18 protein-coding genes and 1 other RNA gene are annotated in these 16,214 nt (G+C 65.7%); 14 read left to right on the forward strand and 5 right to left on the reverse strand.

The annotated features are described in order from the left end of the window. Nucleotides 1-59 precede the first annotated feature (59 nt). From ACVCL9_RS04290 to ACVCL9_RS04335, 10 genes are all read left to right on the forward strand, one after another. Nucleotides 60-803 (forward strand): hypothetical protein, encoded by a 744-nt coding sequence (locus ACVCL9_RS04290; RefSeq protein ID WP_447098999.1) that lies wholly within the window; start codon nt 60-62, stop codon nt 801-803. A 102-nt stretch (nt 804-905) separates the two neighbouring features. Beyond that, a complete protein-coding gene (locus tag ACVCL9_RS04295) occupies nt 906-1,133 on the forward strand; it encodes a helix-turn-helix transcriptional regulator (protein WP_447098998.1) in 228 nt (75 codons plus the stop codon). Beyond that, nucleotides 1,130-1,309, forward strand: coding sequence for a hypothetical protein (locus tag ACVCL9_RS04300; RefSeq protein WP_447098997.1), 180 nt, complete (start codon nt 1,130-1,132; stop codon nt 1,307-1,309). Before ACVCL9_RS04295 ends, ACVCL9_RS04300 begins: the two co-directional genes overlap by 4 nt. Continuing rightward, nucleotides 1,306-1,740: a hypothetical protein gene (locus tag ACVCL9_RS04305; RefSeq protein WP_447098996.1), complete on the forward strand. Its 435-nt coding sequence runs from the start codon at nt 1,306-1,308 to the stop codon at nt 1,738-1,740. Before ACVCL9_RS04300 ends, ACVCL9_RS04305 begins: the two co-directional genes overlap by 4 nt. Further along, nucleotides 1,737-3,362 carry a DUF3631 domain-containing protein gene (locus ACVCL9_RS04310; protein ID WP_447098995.1) on the forward strand — a complete coding sequence of 542 codons (1,626 nt, stop codon included), beginning with the start codon at nt 1,737-1,739 and terminating at the stop codon, nt 3,360-3,362. Before ACVCL9_RS04305 ends, ACVCL9_RS04310 begins: the two co-directional genes overlap by 4 nt. After that, entirely contained in the window at nt 3,359-3,547 is a 189-nt protein-coding gene (locus ACVCL9_RS04315) for a hypothetical protein (RefSeq protein ID WP_447098994.1), read from the forward strand. The genes ACVCL9_RS04310 and ACVCL9_RS04315 overlap by 4 nt, the downstream gene beginning before the upstream one ends. After that, nucleotides 3,544-4,263: an HGGxSTG domain-containing protein gene (locus ACVCL9_RS04320; protein WP_447098993.1), complete on the forward strand. Its 720-nt coding sequence runs from the start codon at nt 3,544-3,546 to the stop codon at nt 4,261-4,263. The genes ACVCL9_RS04315 and ACVCL9_RS04320 overlap by 4 nt, the downstream gene beginning before the upstream one ends. 182 nt (nt 4,264-4,445) lie before the next feature. After that, nucleotides 4,446-4,907: a DUF4124 domain-containing protein gene (locus ACVCL9_RS04325; RefSeq protein WP_447098992.1), complete on the forward strand. Its 462-nt coding sequence runs from the start codon at nt 4,446-4,448 to the stop codon at nt 4,905-4,907. A 339-nt stretch (nt 4,908-5,246) separates the two neighbouring features. Continuing rightward, nucleotides 5,247-5,507, forward strand: a complete 261-nt coding sequence (locus ACVCL9_RS04330; protein ID WP_447098991.1) for a hypothetical protein — start codon at nt 5,247-5,249, stop codon at nt 5,505-5,507. A gap of 110 nt (nt 5,508-5,617) precedes the next feature. Then, the gene (locus tag ACVCL9_RS04335) at nt 5,618-6,271 is read left to right on the forward strand and encodes a response regulator (RefSeq protein ID WP_447098990.1); all 654 of its coding nucleotides are present in this window, start codon (nt 5,618-5,620) and stop codon (nt 6,269-6,271) included. A gap of 94 nt (nt 6,272-6,365) precedes the next feature. Here ACVCL9_RS04335 and ACVCL9_RS04340 read toward each other — a convergent pair whose 3' ends face one another. Further along, a complete protein-coding gene (locus ACVCL9_RS04340) occupies nt 6,366-9,593 on the reverse strand; it encodes an Rne/Rng family ribonuclease (RefSeq protein WP_447099458.1) in 3,228 nt (1,075 codons plus the stop codon). Nucleotides 9,594-9,931: 338 nt separating this feature from the next. Between ACVCL9_RS04340 and ACVCL9_RS04345 the strand changes: the two genes are divergently transcribed. After that, complete coding sequence (locus tag ACVCL9_RS04345) at nt 9,932-10,930, forward strand: RluA family pseudouridine synthase (RefSeq protein WP_447099457.1); 999 nt, start codon at nt 9,932-9,934, stop codon at nt 10,928-10,930. On the opposite strand, the gene ACVCL9_RS04350 is transcribed toward ACVCL9_RS04345, so the two are convergent. Continuing rightward, complete coding sequence (locus ACVCL9_RS04350; protein WP_395118305.1) at nt 10,931-11,272, reverse strand: 4a-hydroxytetrahydrobiopterin dehydratase; 342 nt, start codon at nt 11,270-11,272, stop codon at nt 10,931-10,933. Between the two features lie 167 nt (nt 11,273-11,439). On the opposite strand from ACVCL9_RS04350, the gene ACVCL9_RS04355 reads away from it, so the two are divergent. Further along, nucleotides 11,440-12,048 (forward strand): NfuA family Fe-S biogenesis protein, encoded by a 609-nt coding sequence (locus ACVCL9_RS04355; RefSeq protein ID WP_395118307.1) that lies wholly within the window; start codon nt 11,440-11,442, stop codon nt 12,046-12,048. A 73-nt stretch (nt 12,049-12,121) separates the two neighbouring features. On the opposite strand, the gene ACVCL9_RS04360 is transcribed toward ACVCL9_RS04355, so the two are convergent. Beyond that, nucleotides 12,122-12,475, reverse strand: coding sequence for a c-type cytochrome (locus tag ACVCL9_RS04360; RefSeq protein WP_395118309.1), 354 nt, complete (start codon nt 12,473-12,475; stop codon nt 12,122-12,124). A gap of 18 nt (nt 12,476-12,493) precedes the next feature. Further along, the gene (locus ACVCL9_RS04365) at nt 12,494-12,817 is read right to left on the reverse strand and encodes a c-type cytochrome (RefSeq protein ID WP_395118311.1); all 324 of its coding nucleotides are present in this window, start codon (nt 12,815-12,817) and stop codon (nt 12,494-12,496) included. Between the two features lie 267 nt (nt 12,818-13,084). On the opposite strand from ACVCL9_RS04365, the gene ssrA reads away from it, so the two are divergent. Together ssrA and ACVCL9_RS04375 are read left to right on the forward strand one after the other, a co-directional pair. After that, nucleotides 13,085-13,439, forward strand: a transfer-messenger RNA (tmRNA) gene (ssrA, locus tag ACVCL9_RS04370). 239 nt (nt 13,440-13,678) lie between these two features. Further along, on the forward strand, nt 13,679-14,650 hold the full coding sequence (locus ACVCL9_RS04375) for an alpha/beta hydrolase (protein ID WP_447098989.1): 972 nt from the start codon (nt 13,679-13,681) through the stop codon (nt 14,648-14,650). Between the two features lie 15 nt (nt 14,651-14,665). On the opposite strand, the gene ACVCL9_RS04380 is transcribed toward ACVCL9_RS04375, so the two are convergent. Further along, nucleotides 14,666-16,105: a c-type cytochrome gene (locus tag ACVCL9_RS04380; protein ID WP_447098988.1), complete on the reverse strand. Its 1,440-nt coding sequence runs from the start codon at nt 16,103-16,105 to the stop codon at nt 14,666-14,668. Nucleotides 16,106-16,214 lie beyond the last annotated feature (109 nt).

The following is a 16,214-nucleotide window of genomic DNA, read 5'->3' on the forward strand; positions in this document are numbered from 1 at the left end:
AAAACCGGGCACCTTCCCCGGCTGGCGCGGCACCTGTTGAAGGGCGCAGAGGTGTGCGCGTGTCGACCCGTCCTGATTTCACTGCCGATCAAGTGCGCGAGCTGAAAAGTCTTGGCTTGTGTGATGAGCAAGTGGGTGAATTGCGCACCGCATTGAGCGTAGTTCGCCGAACACTATTCAAGCCCGCCGCACGCAATGCCGTGAAAGCAGTTTTGAAAGATGTGGAGAAGCGTTCAACCGAACTGATGCAGGTGCTTGCCGCCATAGCCGTTCCATCGGACGCCGCGCGAGGCGAGGCACTTGGCCGAATCGAGGAGGGCTATTGGCAAGGAGACCGCATGGATGATGACGGCCCTACGTCGATGCATCACTTGATTCCTCGCCTGCACGCACTGGCGGTGGCTGCACGGGATGGCGTCGCGACTATGCCAAGTGGGCCGACGCGGTATAGCAGCGCCGACCCAAGGCCTGTGAATGCGATTGATCGCGCACTGCTGTATGGCTGGACAAAGGCATATGGCCCCCGAGTGGGAACAACATACGGCCATGAAACTCTTGCCGACATGGTTGCAGATGCCAAGGCGAACCCGCCAGCACCACCGTACCCTGCCGAGTTTGATGCGTCGCGTTCGCCTGGCTGTGTCTTTTCTCGGGTGGTTGGAATCTGCTACGCGGCAGTGGGTGGGAATCCCGATCCCGATCGTGCAATCAGGAATTATCTTGAGATCAAGCGGGCGACCTTCCGGGAGGCGATGGAGGCATTTGAGGAAGGGGTGAAGAGCGCAGCGCGAAAGCCAAAATAGACGTTGGACAGAACGCCCCTTCTTCTCTGATGTTGTGTCCTATCGGGCAATCAATCAGGTGCATATTGTCCGTGACCATCCAAACCCGCAAAGGATGGTCACATGAGTACCGAAGTCATCGCATCCCGCGCTTACCTGCGCGTTTCTGAAATCGCCAACAATCGCCGAACGGGTGAGCCTGGCCTGCTGTGTGTCTCGGCCGCGACGTGGTGGGCATGGGTCAAGGCCGGCAAGGCGCCCCAGCCCATCAAGCTGTCCCCCGGCGTCACTGTCTGGCGGTATGCCGACGTAGTGGCCTTCGTCGAGTCACTGGCCGGGGACGCCGCATGATCCGCCCCAAAAGCAGCACCGCCCCGACGCGGGAACGTCGAGGCGGCAAGGTGTTGCGCACTGTCTGGCGTCGATTGTATCGCTTCGCCGAGCGCCTGGACGGCTGCGGCGAGTGCGCCGTTGCCGTGTGCATCGTGGCGTTGTCCTTGCTGATCGTGCTGGGGGTGTTGCGATGAACGCCACCATGCTGCTGTCCCGATTGGACGGCGTGCGCCGTAGTGGCGACGGTTGGCGCGCGAACTGTCCGAATGGTCACGCGAAGGCGCGCGGTTCGCTGTCGATCACGGAAGCCGACGACGGACGCATTCTGCTGGCGTGCTTTGCCTGCCACGACACCCCAGCCATTCTCGGCACGCTGGGCCTTGAGCTAGCCGACCTGTTCCCTGAGCGCATCCGCGACCCGTCGCCGGAAGCGCGCCAGCGTGCGCGCGAGGCGTTCAGGCGCAGTGCCTGGGCTGCCGCGCTCGGGGTGCTGGGCCGCGAGTCGCTGGTGGTAATGCTGGCCGCACGCGACATGCTCGCCGGCAAGGCGCTGCCTGCCGGCGACGTGGAGCGGCTGGAGCAGGCAGAGGAGCGCATTACACGGGCGCGAGAGGTGCTGGCATGACGCACGCCACCGAACCGTTACCGCCGGCGATTCGCTCGCTGGAGGATCGGGCAGACAGAGAGCTGGCGATGCTGGATCGCGTGAAGCCTTCCGCGCAATCCGCTGCCGAATCGAAGGGCGAGACACCGGAACCCGACTGCATCGAACTCGCCATGCGGGAGCTGGACAGCGACCCCGGCGCCCTGTTCACGCGCGATGTACTGGACGCGCTGGCCAAGGTACGGCAGGCCGACCCGGCGCGGTATCAGCGCGTGCGTGCTGCTGCGAAAGCAGCGAAGGTCAGCGTCGGCGAGCTGGACAAGTTGACCACGCCGAAGGACGACGCCGGCACCGTTGAGCTGTTTCCAGACGTGGATCCGTGGCCCTCGCCCGTGGACGGCGCGGCCATGCTCGCGGGCATATACCGGATCATCGCGCAGCACGTCATCGCCGATCCGCCCACGATCTGCGCGGCGGCCTTGTGGGTGGCGCACACCTACTGCATGGACGCGCTCACCGTGTCGCCGCTGGCGCATATCAGCGCGCCGGAAATGCGCTGCGGCAAGACGGTACTACTCACGGCGATGATGCGGCTTTGCCATCGCCCGTTGTCGGTGGCGAGCATTTCCCCGGCGGCGATCTTTCGCACGGTGGAGCGCTGGGCGCCGACGCTGGGCATTGACGAGGTGGACGCTTTCCTGAAAGACAACGAGGAAGCGCGCGGGCTGATCAATTCCGGCCTGTACCGCGAGACCGCCGTGGTCATCCGCTGCACGGGCGACGACAACACGCCGACGCAGTTCAGCACCTGGGCGCCGAAGATCCTTTGTGGCATCGGCAAGCTGGCTGGGACCATCGAGGATCGTTCCATTCCGCTGCGCATGCGGCGCAAGGCGGCCGGCGAGGTAGCCGCCAACATCCGGCGATCCGACCCGCAACCGTGGGCCGACCTTCAAGCGCAGTTGACGCGCTGGGCGGATGACCGACGCCACGCGGTCGGCATGGCGCACCCGGCACCCGCGGCGGGCCTGGGCGACCGCGCGCAAGACTGCTGGGAACCGTTGCTTGCCATCGCCGACGAGGTGGGCGGGGAATGGCCGCGGCGGGCACGCGCGGCGGCCTTGGCGCTTCACGGCGTGGAGGAGGAAACCCCAAGCATCGGCGTCGAGTTGCTGCGGGACGTCAAGACCGTGTTCGATGAACGAGGCGCCAGCCGCATCGCCAGCAAGGAGCTTCTCCGCGCGCTCATTGATGACGAAGAAACGCCCTGGTCGACGTGGAACCGCGGCAAACCGCTCACCGTTCGCCAGCTCGCTGCGCGTCTGAGTGAGTTCGCCATCAGGCCGAAGGATGCACGTTTGCCGGGCGGCGCAAAGCTCAAGAGCTACATGCTTGCGGACTTCCGCGAAGCCTTCCGCCGTTACCTTTCGGACGACACCCCCTTTTCAAGCGCGACACCGCGACAACCGCATAGCAGTGCGGTTTCCGGGGCATTGCCATCCGAGACACATGCACCTGCGTCGCGGATGGAGGAAACCCTGCAGCCCGCACCAGACAAGGCTTGTCGCGGTGTCGCGGATAAAAGCACCCCTCTGGCCGAAAGAGACAACGCAGGCGAGCAAATCGGGAGTGTGACGATATGACCACCATTGAAGTCCTGTTGATCGCCTGGGCCGCTGGTCTCGTTCTCGACCGTCGCGGAGACCAGATCGTCGTGCATGGGCTCAAGCCCGGTTCCCCGCCCGAACTGCTGCACATGCTTCGCGAGCACAAGCCGCAGTTGCTGGCGCTCATGACAGACCGTGAAACGACCGAGCCGCAGCAATGACTATGACGCTCCCTACTACGAACCGGCGCGCCGCGGACTTCCGGGATTTCCTGAGCGAAATTGGGGTAACGCAGGCGCAGATGGACGCCGCTGCATTGACGCTGCCGGCCCCCATCCACGTCGCCAGCGATTGCAGGCATCGCGTGTCGCCTTCAGCCATTGAGGGGCTCGGCGTGTTCAGTGGCAGCGGTCTCAAGACAGGAGAGCACGTGTGCACGCTCATGGTTGGCAGCGGGTGGACGACGTGCGGCCGCTACATCAACCACGACCCCGACCCCAATAGCGTGGCCGTCCTCGTGCGAGAGGGTTTGATTGGCATGGCGGCACGCCAGATCAATGACGGTGACGAGATCACCTTGAATTATCGGCAAGTCAGAGACGCACTCCTGGCACGCCATGAAGGCCGCGGCCGACTTGATCCAACAGGCGCAGCAGGGCCACCGATGAATACGTCATCCAACCGATCAGGCACCACGCGGCGCGGCCTTTCTGATGACTACGCTGGCGATGATCCGGATTCATGCAATGCGCCGACGAAGTCCGGCCGGCCTTGCCGCGCTCTGGCGCTGTACTCAGGGCGTTGCAAGTTGCACGGCGGATTCAGTGATGGGTCACGGCCAGCGAAGGGAAAGGCAATGGTTGCCCGAAACTTGCGACTTGCACGTGAGCGCCTCGTGGAGCAGGTAGAGGCGGTGCTGAGTCGGGTGCGGCGATAGGCGGGTCACCAATTCCGCCAGCATCGCGCGCGCGCCCGCGCGCGCACGAGGCGGATCCAAAAGTCATGATCTCGTTACACGGTGCGAGATGTGCGATCGTGCACGCGAAGTCGTCAGAGCTGACGGCGCCCGAATTTGCAAAGTAGAAAGGAGTGGAAATGGCCGGATGGACGAGGGAATCCATGAAATACGCGATCGTCTTTTTCGTTTTCATGGTGGCTTCTATGGCAAACGCGGCTGAGCATGGCGGTGGACAGGCGAGTTCAGAAGCGGCGGCCGTGTATCGATGCACAGGTCCTGAGGGCAGGGTGACGTACGCCAGCGCGCCCCGGATCGGATGTGTCGTGACATTCACCTATGCGACCGCCAAAGCGAAAGCCGGGCTATCGACAGTTTTCGGTCTTGGACAGGCGTCTTGCGGCTCCTACTTGCAGAGCCGCTCACAGTGGCAGCGCCCTGGGGTTTCCGACGCCTACACCCATTGGCTCGCCGGCTTTGCCTCTGGTGTGAGTGCGCAGCGTGGGCGAGAGATCGCAACTGACTTTCCGGGGATGGAGGAATGGATCAAGCAGTACTGCGGAAAGGACCCGACCGTCCCTCTGATTTCTGCCGCGTGGGCCTTCTTCCAAGAAACAGGGAAATAGCAGCTTGGTGTGAGTAACTTTGAGAGTAACTTTCCTTGTGGTGTCTCGAAAGCTTTGGTATTCCTTACATTGTGATGCCCCCCTTGGCACCAACCCTGACCTTGGCCATCTGCGGCCAGGATCGCGAACAGCCGCCGCAAGGCGGCTTTTTCGTTCGATGGCTGCGTGGGCCATGGCGCTTGCATCTCGATCGTTCCAGGCATGTGCACGGCGAGTTTCCGCACAGCTTCCGTAGGATTGCACCGACATATCGGCAGCGGACTGGCGTGCCATCCTGCCTGCGTTTGCGGGGATGAGGGTTAGGGGCTGATGTCCGGCGTCATGCAAGGGGATGGCTGCATGCTGACGATTTCGCTGCGCTGCTCGGGATACGGCTGGAGCGTGTGTCGGCACGATGCCGCACTGTTCAGCCAGTTGCCGCTGCGGCAGGCGATCGAACTGGCGCGAACCGTTGCGCGTGACGAACACCGGCGTTCGCGCCAGCCGGTCCGCGTCGAGATGGCGGGTGCGCGCGGGCATGTCGTGCTGGCCCGTTTCGCGAAGGCGGACGACGGTCAGGGGATGCATCCGGCCCTCGACACCCGCTGTACAGGGGCCTGATTGGCGGGCGCGCGCGGTCGGTGCAGTTCAGTGCAAGAATCTGTGCCGGCCGCTTGCAATGGGGTGGCGGCCGGCCTACTTTCAAACAACCCAACCAAGGAGGGCGTCACGTGATCAGTGTGGTCCTGGTGGACGATCATGAGCTGGTGCGCACCGGCTTTCAGATGATCCTGAAACAGCAGCCGGACATCGAGGTCAGCGGCGAGGCGGGCAGTGCGGAAGAAGGCTTGCGCCTGATTCGCAACCTGTCGCCGGACATCGCCCTGGTGGACGTGCACATGCCCGGGATGAGCGGGATCGAGCTCACCGAACGGGTGAACCGATCCAAGCTGTCGACCCACATCGTCATCGTGACCGTGGTCGACGACGCGCGTTTCCCCAAGCGCCTGCTCGATGCCGGCGCGCTGGGTTACCTGACCAAGGGTTGCAACGCGGACGAGCTGGTGGCGGCCGTGCGACAGGTGGCTGGCGGGCGCCGCTACCTGGCCCCGGCGGTGGCTCAGCAACTTGCGTTGGCCACGCTCGACGGCAGCGTCTCGCCGTTCGATGCGCTCTCCAGCCGGGAGCTGGAAGTGGCCATGATGCTGGTGCGCGGCAAGCCGCTCACGATCATCGGCGAGCAGCTCAACCTGAGCCCGAAAACCGTCTCCACCTACAAGCAGCGCCTGATGGAGAAGTTGCAGGTGGATCATGTGCTCAGCCTTGCGCATCTGATGACCGTGCATGGCCTGATCGACACGCCCAGCCATCACGTCGGCAATTGAGCGCGGTTCGGTCCGGCTGACCGCCGGTACCGGATTCCGGGCACAAAAAAAACCGGACTCGCGTCCGGTTTTTTCGTTTCGACACCAGGCTGAATCAGCCGTGCGATTCACCACTCGAACGACCGTCCTCCGGCCGCGGCTCCGCTCGCGGTTTGTCGGCTTCGCTTGCCTGGACGTGAGGCGTCGCGTTGCCGGATGAGGCGAGCAGGTCGCCCTGCTTGGGCAACGATGCGGCGACCGGTGCCTGCGCGTGGGTCGTCGGGCCCGTCGATGGCTCAAGCGGTGTCGTGGCAGGCGTGACGACAGGCGCCGCCGGCGCGGTGGTCGGCCGAACGGTGTCGGCAGTGTCGGCCGCTGGGGTGGCCGGCGTCGGAGTCGCCAATGGCGCGGCCACCGGTGCCGCAGCGATTGCCACGCGAACCGGCGATTCGGTCGGCCGCGGGCCGGCGGGCAGGCTGGATGCCCCCGTCTGGGCCACCGCCGGTTCCGGGTGGAGGGACGTCGCATCACCAGCGACGCGATCAGCATGGCGCGGCGGCGGCGACTCGACCCGAACCTGGGTATCGGCACTGCGTGGTGGCGTCGCGGTAGCGGACAGGGTGGCCTGGGTCGGCGCCGGTTCGGCATCGGTCGATGGCGCAGCGGAATCGGGGATCGGCGGCAGCGTCGGCAGGATGAAGCTGGCGGCGGGCAAGGCAACAGCCGGCTTGTCCATGGACTTGTCGGAAGGCACGGTGCCGGTCGCCGAGAGGATCTTGTCGGTTGCCGGTTCCCGCGCGCTCGTCGGTGCAGACGACGAAGGTGCGGTCACGGCGGAGATGCCGGCAGGGGCCGGAGCGTGGTGCGACTCCGTCTCCTTCGATGCTGCGGCCAGCGCATCCGGCGTCGCGGCGGGACGTGGCGTGCGGCGCGCAGCGGCGGTCACGGTGTCGGCGGTAGCCGGCGCCTTGCCGGGCTCGTCGCGGTCCTCGTCGTCCAGCGCTTCGGCTTGCGTCGAATCCAGCGAACCGTCGACGGCGGTCGTGTCGTCATGACGGCGACGGCGACGGCCGCCACGGCGGCCGCGGCGGCGACGCGACGTGCCGGCATCACCCTCGGCTGCCGAGTCGGTCGGATTCTCGTTCTCGCCCGGCGCCGTCGGAACCACTTCGGCGGCACCGGCGGCGAGCAGGGCTGCGGCCTTGGCAGCCTCATCCGTTGCCTCGATGGGCGCGCGCTCGGCACGCTCGGCGCGCGGCGCCCGCTCCGGACGCGGCTGTTGCGGTGCGCGCTCGGGGCGTGACGCGGCGGCGGACTCGACGGCCGGCGCGGGCCTGGCCTGCCGCTCGGCACGCGCGTTCTGGCTCTGCGGCTGAGCGGGCGAACGCGACGCCGCTTCGTTGGTGCGTTGGCGATTGTTGCGCGCTTGCTGCTGGGCGCCGGACTTCTGGCTTTGCGGCGATGGCGAGTCGCGGCGCGGCTGGCGGGCGGATGATGCCTGCGTGCCATTCGTGCCGCGCGTGGCGTTGCGCGGACCGTTCTCCTCGCGGCGATTGCGTGCGCTGCTGGTCGGTGCCGGGGCGGGCGTGGGCGCGGCGGCTTCGGCATTGCGGAACCAGCCGAACAGGCGCGAGAGCAGGCCGCCGGTCGGAGCGGCGACGGCAGCACGCGGGGCAGGCATCGGGCGTCGCGGCGCCGGCTGCGTTGCCGCCACCGGGGCCGGCACTTCCTCGCGCACCGGGGCAGGGCTGCCCGGCACGATGCCGCTCACGGCGGGCTGCTCGCCGCTGCCCAGGGTCTGGCCCATCTTCGGCAAGTCCGTGGCGGTCACGGCGGTGAGCATTTCGTAGCTGGGCTTGCTGTGCTCGCCCATGTCCGCTTCGCGGATGCGCTGGATCTCGATGTGCGGGGTCTGGAGCTTTTCGTCGGCGACGATCATCACGTGCACCTTGTGGCGCAGTTCGATCTCGACCACGCTGGCGCGCTTTTCGTTGAGCAGGAAATTGACCACGCTCGAAGGAGCCTGCACCAGCACCTGGCCGGTGTTGTCCTTCATTGCGTGTTCCTCGATCAGGCGCAGGGTCGACAGCGACAGCGATTCCACGCCGCGGATATGGCCGTGGCCTTCGCAACGCGGGCAGGTGATCTGGGTGGCTTCGCCGAGGCTGGGGCGCAGCCGCTGGCGCGACATCTCGAGCAGGCCGAAACGCGAGATCCGGCCGACCTGCACGCGGGCGCGATCGAGCTTCAGCGCTTCCTTCAGGCGATCCTCCACCTCGCGCTGGTGGCGCGGACTGTCCATGTCGATGAAGTCGATCACGATCAGGCCGCCGGCATCGCGGATGCGCGCCTGGCGCGCCACTTCCACCGCGGCCTCGCAGTTGGTGTTGAACGCGGTCTCCTCGATGTCGCTGCCCTTGGTCGCCTTCGACGAGTTGACGTCGATGGCGGTCAGCGCCTCGGTCTGGTCGATCACGATCGAGCCGCCCGACGGCAGCCGCACCTGGCGGTCGAACGCGCTTTCGATCTGCGTCTCGATCTGGTAGCGGGTGAACAGCGGGGTGTCGTCCTGGTACAGCTTGAGCTTGCGCAATGCGTTCGGCATTACCTGCTGCATGAACTCGCGCGCGTCGTTGAACAGCGGCTCGTCGTCGATCAGGATCTCGCCGATGTCGCTGCGCAGGTAGTCACGCAGGGCACGGATGAACAGCTTGGATTCCTGGTAGATCAGGAATGGCGCCTTCTGCTTGCCGGCCGCCTCGGAGATCGACTTCCACAGGGTCAGCAGGTAGTCCAGGTCCCACTGCAGTTCTTCGGCGTCGCGGCCCAGGCCGGCGGTACGCACGATCAGGCCGACGTCATCCGGCACGGTGACGTGGTCCAGCGCCTCCTTCAGCGCCTGCCGGTCCTCGCCCTCGATCCGGCGCGACACGCCGCCGGCTTTCGGGTTGTTCGGCATCAGCACCATGTAGCGGCCGGCCAAGCTGATGAAGGTGGTCAGCGCAGCGCCCTTGTTGCCGCGCTCTTCCTTCTCCACCTGCACGACCACTTCCTGGCCTTCCTTGACCAGCTCGCGGATGCTCGACTTGTGGTGGTCGAGGCCCGGCGTGAAGTACTCGCGGGAGATTTCCTTCAGCGGCAGGAAGCCGTGGCGCTCGGCGCCGTACTCGACGAAGCAGGCCTCGAGCGAAGCCTCGACCCGGGTGATTCGGCCCTTGTAGATATTGGACTTTTTCTGCTCCCGCGAAGGGATTTCGATGTCCAGGTCGTACAGGTTCTGGCCATCGACAATGGCCACGCGCAACTCTTCACGCTGAGTCGCGTTGATCAACATGCGTTTCATGGTGGTTATCCTCGGCTTGGCCGCGCGTCGCGAGCCACGGTGGCGCCTGGAATGGCGGCCTGCCGGGAATCGCGCCGCAGCGGTTAAGCGGCAAAAAAACGGCACCGTTGCCGGTGTCGGGGATGATTCGGTCAGCTGCGCCTGCTGTCGCAATGCCGTATGGCAACGGACAAACACCAGCCCAAACCGTTACGATGAAAGGGAGCCGCGACCGGCTACCCCAAGGGCAACCGGCGCAATCCTCGCCGACGTCACGGGCGGGCACTCCACCCGATCCAGGCAACAGACGGATGGAAACCAGCGCCCGGCGAGTATCCTATCTAAGCAGGTTTTTTTCAATGCAGACGGCAACTTCCCGGGACGCACCTCACGGTGTACGTCAAGTCGAGATCGGCCCGGAGCGCGACGGGCAGCGCATCGACAACGCCCTGGTGACCCTGCTCAAGGGCGTACCCAAGAGCATGATTTACCGACTGTTGCGCACCGGACAGGTGCGCGTGAACGGGAAACGGGCCAAACCCGATACGCGTCTCGCTGACGGTGATACGCTGCGTATCCCGCCGGTGCGGGTGGCCGACAAGGTCGAGGGTCGGGGGCCGGCCGAGGGACAGGTGGCCGAGGTCGCCGAGGCGGTCATCTTCGAGGACAAGCATTTCCTGGTCATCGACAAGCCGGCCGGCGTGGCCAGCCACGGCGGCAGCGGGATCAGCCATGGGGCGATCGAGCTGCTGCGCGCGGCGCGTCCGCAGGAACACCTGGAACTGGTGCATCGGCTCGACCGCGATACCAGCGGTGTGTTGGTGTTTGCCCGTACCCGGGCGGGGCTGACCGGGCTGCAGGCGGCGATCCGGGCCGGCGAGGTCACCAAGCAGTACCTGTGTTTGATGCTGGGGCACCCGGCCAAGGCCAAGTTCGATGTCAATGCGCCGCTGCTGAAGTCGATCATGCAGGGCGGCGAGCGCATGGTGCGGGTGGCCGAGAGCGGCAAGCCGTCGCTGACTTTCTTCCGCGAAATGGAGCAGTACCCCAGCGCGCGCCTGATGCAGGCCACCCTGGGAACCGGCCGCACCCACCAGATTCGCGTGCATGCAGCGCACATCGGCCATCCGCTGGCTGGCGACCCGAAGTACGGCGATCGCGAGATGAACAAGCGCTACCGCGAGATGGGGCTGCACCGGATGTTCCTGCATGCGGCCCACCTGAGCTTCGACCTCGACGGGCGTTCCTACAGTTTCTCGGCGCCGCTGCCGGCGGACCTGAAGGATTTCCTCGACACGCTGGCCGTCAAGGGCAAGCGGCTGGTCTATACCCGCGAGAAGTCGCGTACCGACTTCTGATCACCGCGCCAGCAGGGCGTCGACCCGCGCGGCGCAGATGAAGTCGTTCATCGACAGCCCGCCCACGTCGTGGGTCGACCACAACAGCTGGCAATGGCCGTAGCCTGCTTCGATGTCCGGGTGGTGATCCTCGTGGTTGGCCATGAAGCCCACGGCATTGATGAAGCCCAGGGTGCGGTGGAAATCCTCGAACTTGAAATCCTTGACGATGGCCTTGCCGTCCTCGCGCAGTTGCCAGCCCGGCAATGCGCGCAGGAGCTTGGCGGCTTCCTCGGCAGCGAGCGCGTGCTGCTTGCCCTTGCGCGGTTGGCAGTGCTGGTTCGACAGTTCGGTGGCGTTCATCGCAAGGCTCCATGCAGGTTTGAAGTGAGAAGGGAAGGGTCGAAGCTGGCACGCGAAAAGTCAAAGCGCATGGCGACGCCAGCCATTGGACTCGAAACTGGACTAAAATGGTGCTGATTCACCGGTGAGGGCTCGCCGCCCCCGGTCCATGAACAGCGGAGCCAGGCATGATCGACATTTCCCCGCGGGCGCAGCAGCACTTCCTGCGCCTGCTTGACCAGCAAGGCATCGAGGGGCTGGGCATTCGCCTGCGGGTCACGGCGCCGGGCACGCCGGCGGCCAACTGCGAGCTGGAGTTCTGCGAGCCTGCCGATCTGGCAGGTGGCGAATGGACGATCGAGTGCGCCGGTTTCGAGTTCCATGTCGATGGCGACAGCGCCAGCTGGCTGGACCAGGCCAGCATCGACTTCGAGCCCAACGCCACCGGCGGCCAGCTCAACATCCGCGCGCCGAAGATCAAGGGGCACGTGCCCGGCGTGGATGCCGGCGTGATCGAGCGCGTGCGCTACGTGATCGAGGCGGAGATCAATCCGCGGCTGGCGTCGCATGGCGGGCGGGTGACCTTGCTGGAAGTCGATGCCGATGGCGCGGTGGTGCTGCAGTTCGGCGGCGGCTGCCATGGCTGCGGCATGGTCGATGTCACCTTGAAGCAAGGTGTGGAAAAGACCTTGCGCGAGCAGGTCCCCGAAGTCACCGCGGTGCGCGACGCCACCGATCACTCCGGCGGCGAGAAACCGTACTACAGCCGGCACGAAGGCAAGTCGGCGATGGCCTGAATCCGGGCCCGCCTATCCCGCAGTCAACAAAAAGGCCCGCATGGCGGGCCTCTTGTTGCCACGTCGGCGAGCTTCAGTTGTCACCGCCGATATGACCTTTCAGCGTGTCCAGCTTGCCGGGCAGGCTGGAGAAGTAGGCCGAGATGTCTTCGATGTCCTGGTCGGACAGCGTGGCCACCATGCCCTTCATGATCGGATTGTCGCGCTGGCCGCTCTTGTACTCGTGCAGGACCTGCTGCAGATAAAGGTTGTACTGGCCGGCCAGCCGCGGGTATTGCGGATCGACCGAGTTGCCGTCCGTGCCGTGGCAGGCGAAACAGGTGGCGGCCTTCGTCTTGCCGTTGGCGGCATTGCCGTTGGCGAGCGCTGCGGTGGAAGCGAATGCCAGCACGGCGCCGAAGGAGATCAGGGTAAGCACACGGTTCATGCGGAAGATCCTTGGCGATTACTTGGCGAGGCTGGAAAGATAGGCGGCGATGTCCTGGATGTCCGTGTCGGACAGGCTCTGCGCCTGCGCATCCATGGTCGGATGCTTGCGGTCGCCACTCTGGTAGCCATGCAGCGCGTTGACGATGTATTGCTCGTTCTGGCCGGCGATCTTCGGCACCGGGTATTGCGGATAGGCATTGGTGTAGCCGGGCACGCCATGGCAGCCGGCGCAGGTGTACACCAGCTTGCGACCGGCGGCCTTGTCGCCTTCGGCATGGGCGCTGGTTGCAGCGAAAAGAGCCGTGGCCGCAACGAGGCCAAGCATGTGCAATCGAGTCATCGAGTTCATTCCCACTGGTACGGCGACTTGGGTGATGCAACCGCGCAAGTATAGACGTTGCCCTCGCGCCTGAACAACACTCCGCCGAATCGGACCTGCCATGGAAGCGAGGTTCGCGCTTCGAAATGGCCCCCGGCAAGGCGCTTGCCGATGCGTCCCCGTCAAGACCGCGCGGCCGGACATGAACGGATCGCGCGAACGGCGCCAGCCTCGATTGCGGTTGCCGGCGACGGACCCATATACTTCGCGCGAGTCACCATTTTCCCCGGGGGTGTTCTGGCTTCGACGGGGGCAGTGAGATGGCTTGGTGCATGCCGAGGGGGCAGCTTTCCTCGTTAATCCAGCAGCAAACTCATAGTTGCCAACGACGACAACTACGCTCTCGCCGCTTAAGGCGTAAGCCCCGAACCCACTTGTGCTCATGCTCGTCGGTGTAGGGTCATTATCATGAGATCGCCGAAGACTGTCGCCTGGCGGTCGTAGGCAAGATCAATCAGGCTGGTTTCGCGGTGCGCTTTGCCCGCCGTGCTTGTCGCGAAACGAGATCGAACGGTGAGCTAAGCATGTAGATCCGGGCATTGAACGCCTTCGGACGCGGGTTCGACTCCCGCCACCTCCACCAATGCAAACCCATCAGGCGAGTGATTCGCCTGATGGGTTTTTTGTATGCGGGCACTGGTCCTTGGCCCGCCCCGCACCGGATGCCGATTGCAGCGACGGCCCCGTCTGCCCGGGAACGGGACTGAGGGGCCGTGCCGCGTGCGGCGAGTCAACCCGGGTGCTCGCGATCCGTTGAAGGCGGGCGACGTGCGCCGGCGTGGCGCGCGAGAGTTTTGGCTTCGTGGCTTCCGGGAGAGGATGATGGGTCGCAACTTTCGTTTGGCGTTCCAATCGTTCGCATGGATGAGCCTGGTGCTGTTGCCGTTGGTGGCGACGGCACAATCCGGTGCGTTGCGCGAGCGGCTGTTGCAGCGGCATGGTGCAACGGCGCAGCACGAATCGCGCGGGCCGGTGAACTTGCCGCCGGGCGCACGGTTGGTGCAGGACGTGGCCTACGGCAGCGATCCGCGCCAGCGTTTCGATGTGTATCTGCCGGCGCATGCCAGCGCAGCACCGGTGATCTTCATGGTGCACGGTGGCGGTTGGCGGCGTGGCGACAAGGCGGCGCGTGGCGTGGTCCAGAACAAGGTCGATCGCTGGTTGCCGCGCGGCTTCGTGGTCATTTCGGCGAACTACCGGTTGCTGCCGGATGCAACGCCGCTGCAGCAGGCGCAGGATGTGGCCCGCGCGCTGGCACTGGCGCAACGCAAGGCACAGAGCTGGGGAGCCGCTCCTCGCGCGTTCATCCTGATGGGGCATTCGGCCGGCGCGCATCTGGTGGCCCTGCTGAGTGCCGAACCGGCGCTGGCGCGCGAGCAGGGCGCGCAGCCCTGGCTGGGCACGGTCTCGCTGGACAGCGCCGCGCTGGATGTCGTGCAGATCATGCAGGGCCGGCACCCGCGCCTGTACGACGATGCCTTCGGTTCGCAGCCCGCCGATTGGCTGGCGGCATCGCCGTACCAGCAGATGCGTGGCCGCATGGCGCCGTTTCTGGCGGTGTGCTCCAGCGAGCGGCGGGAGTCCTGCCCGCGTGCGCACGATTTCGTGCGCAAGGCGAAGTCTTTCGGTGGAGAGGCTCGCGTGCTGGAGGAAGGCCTCTCGCATGGGCGGATCAATGCCGAACTCGGCTTGCCTTCGGATTACACCGATGCCGTCGAACGCTTCATGCGCGGCCTCAGTCCCGCCGTCGCACAACGACTTGGCTCGGCGCAGCCCGCGACGTCGAGCCGCTGAGTTGCCGGCCGGCTTTCACAACGCCGAAAGGAATGCCACCAGATCGCTTTTCTGCCCGGCGCTCATGCCGATGTTGAAGCGGCTGTCGTAGAAATCGACCACGTCCATCAACGTCGCCGCCGAACCGTTGTGGAAGTACGGCGCGCGGGCGGCCAGGCCGCGCAGGATCGGTCCCTTGAACTTGCCGATGTCGGCCCACTTGCCGGTCAGCATGGCCAGGCCCGGGTCGGTGGTGCGCACCACCTCGCCGGTGCTGTAGCGGGTCAGCGTGTACAGCGGCAGATCCGGCGTGCGCCGGCTGGCGTCGGCAATGCCGATATTTACCGGCAATGCCACCGAGTGGTTGCCTATGTTCGGCGCGTTGTGGCAACTGCTGCAGCTGCCGTGGATGACCGGCACGCCGGTGACGTCGTTGAGGCCGGCCACGCCGCTGATGTCGATCGGCATGTGGTTGAACAACTGCTCGCCGCGGGCGATCGCGGCGCGTGCGCGATCGCGCGGGTCGCGGCTCAGTGACGCGCGCGGATCGTTCCAGCTGTCGAACAGGCGCATGGCGCGCGGGTCGAACGGTTCTCCGGAGGGATCGTTGTCGAAAGTGTCGTTGATGCCGACCCAGAAGCGCTGTTGGCCCAGGATGCTGGCCCCGCCCATGCCGCCGTCGTCGTTGAGGCGCCCGGCCTGCCGGTCGATCGACTGCGCGGTGAACAGGTGCGATTCGAACTCGACGATCCGGTCGATGACGGCGGCATCCGGCACGCTGCCCGCCTGCTCGTGGCCGAGGATGGCATCGCGCGCCTGCGAGGCCAGGCTGGCGTCGATGTCGCCGATGTCGATGCCGGCATCCATCGGCGGCTTGAACGGGGCAAAGGTCTCGCGTCCGTCCCACATCACTGCGGTGTCCCAGATCAGATTGGTGGCTGGCAGCGGGCGGCGAAACAGCGACAACTCGCGCGCGCTGGCGTAGCCGTAGGGATCGTCCACGGCAGTGAGTCTGAACTCGGCGTGCGCCGGCATCGGCATGCCGATGCGCAGCACGCCGCGCTTGAGCAGCATGGCGTAGGCGATGCGCCGCGCGTAGACGCTGGAAACGTCCGCAAGCGGCGAAACGGCGCCGTCGACCAGGGCGAAGATCGGGTCGGTGCCGTTGCTCTGCCGGAAGCGTTCACGCACCTCGGCGGCGGAGATCGTCCAGCCCTCCGCCTGGCGATGGCAGGAGTCGCACGAGCGCCCGTTGCTGCCGAGGCTGGCGAAGAACGGGTTGTCGATGTCGATGCGGCCGCTGGGCGTGCTGGTCTGCAGCCAGCCGGACGGGTCGGCGGTGACGGCGTTGTCTGCTGATGCCGGCGCCGGTCGGCTGTCCTGGGCCGACGCCATGCCGGCAAACGCGAGCAGCAAGAGTGCAGCCACGGCAGCCAGCTGCCGCGCGGCCGCATGGATCGCGTGATGATGAAACATGATGGTCGACCTCCCTGGTAGCTCGTGCGCACGCGCGCCCCTTGCGCGGGTGGACACTGCGCAGAACACCGACGCGGCGGCAATTGCGACATGCGCCAGACCAGGCGCG

The sequence above is a fragment of the Rhodanobacter sp. UC4438_H5 genome, assembly GCF_052978405.1.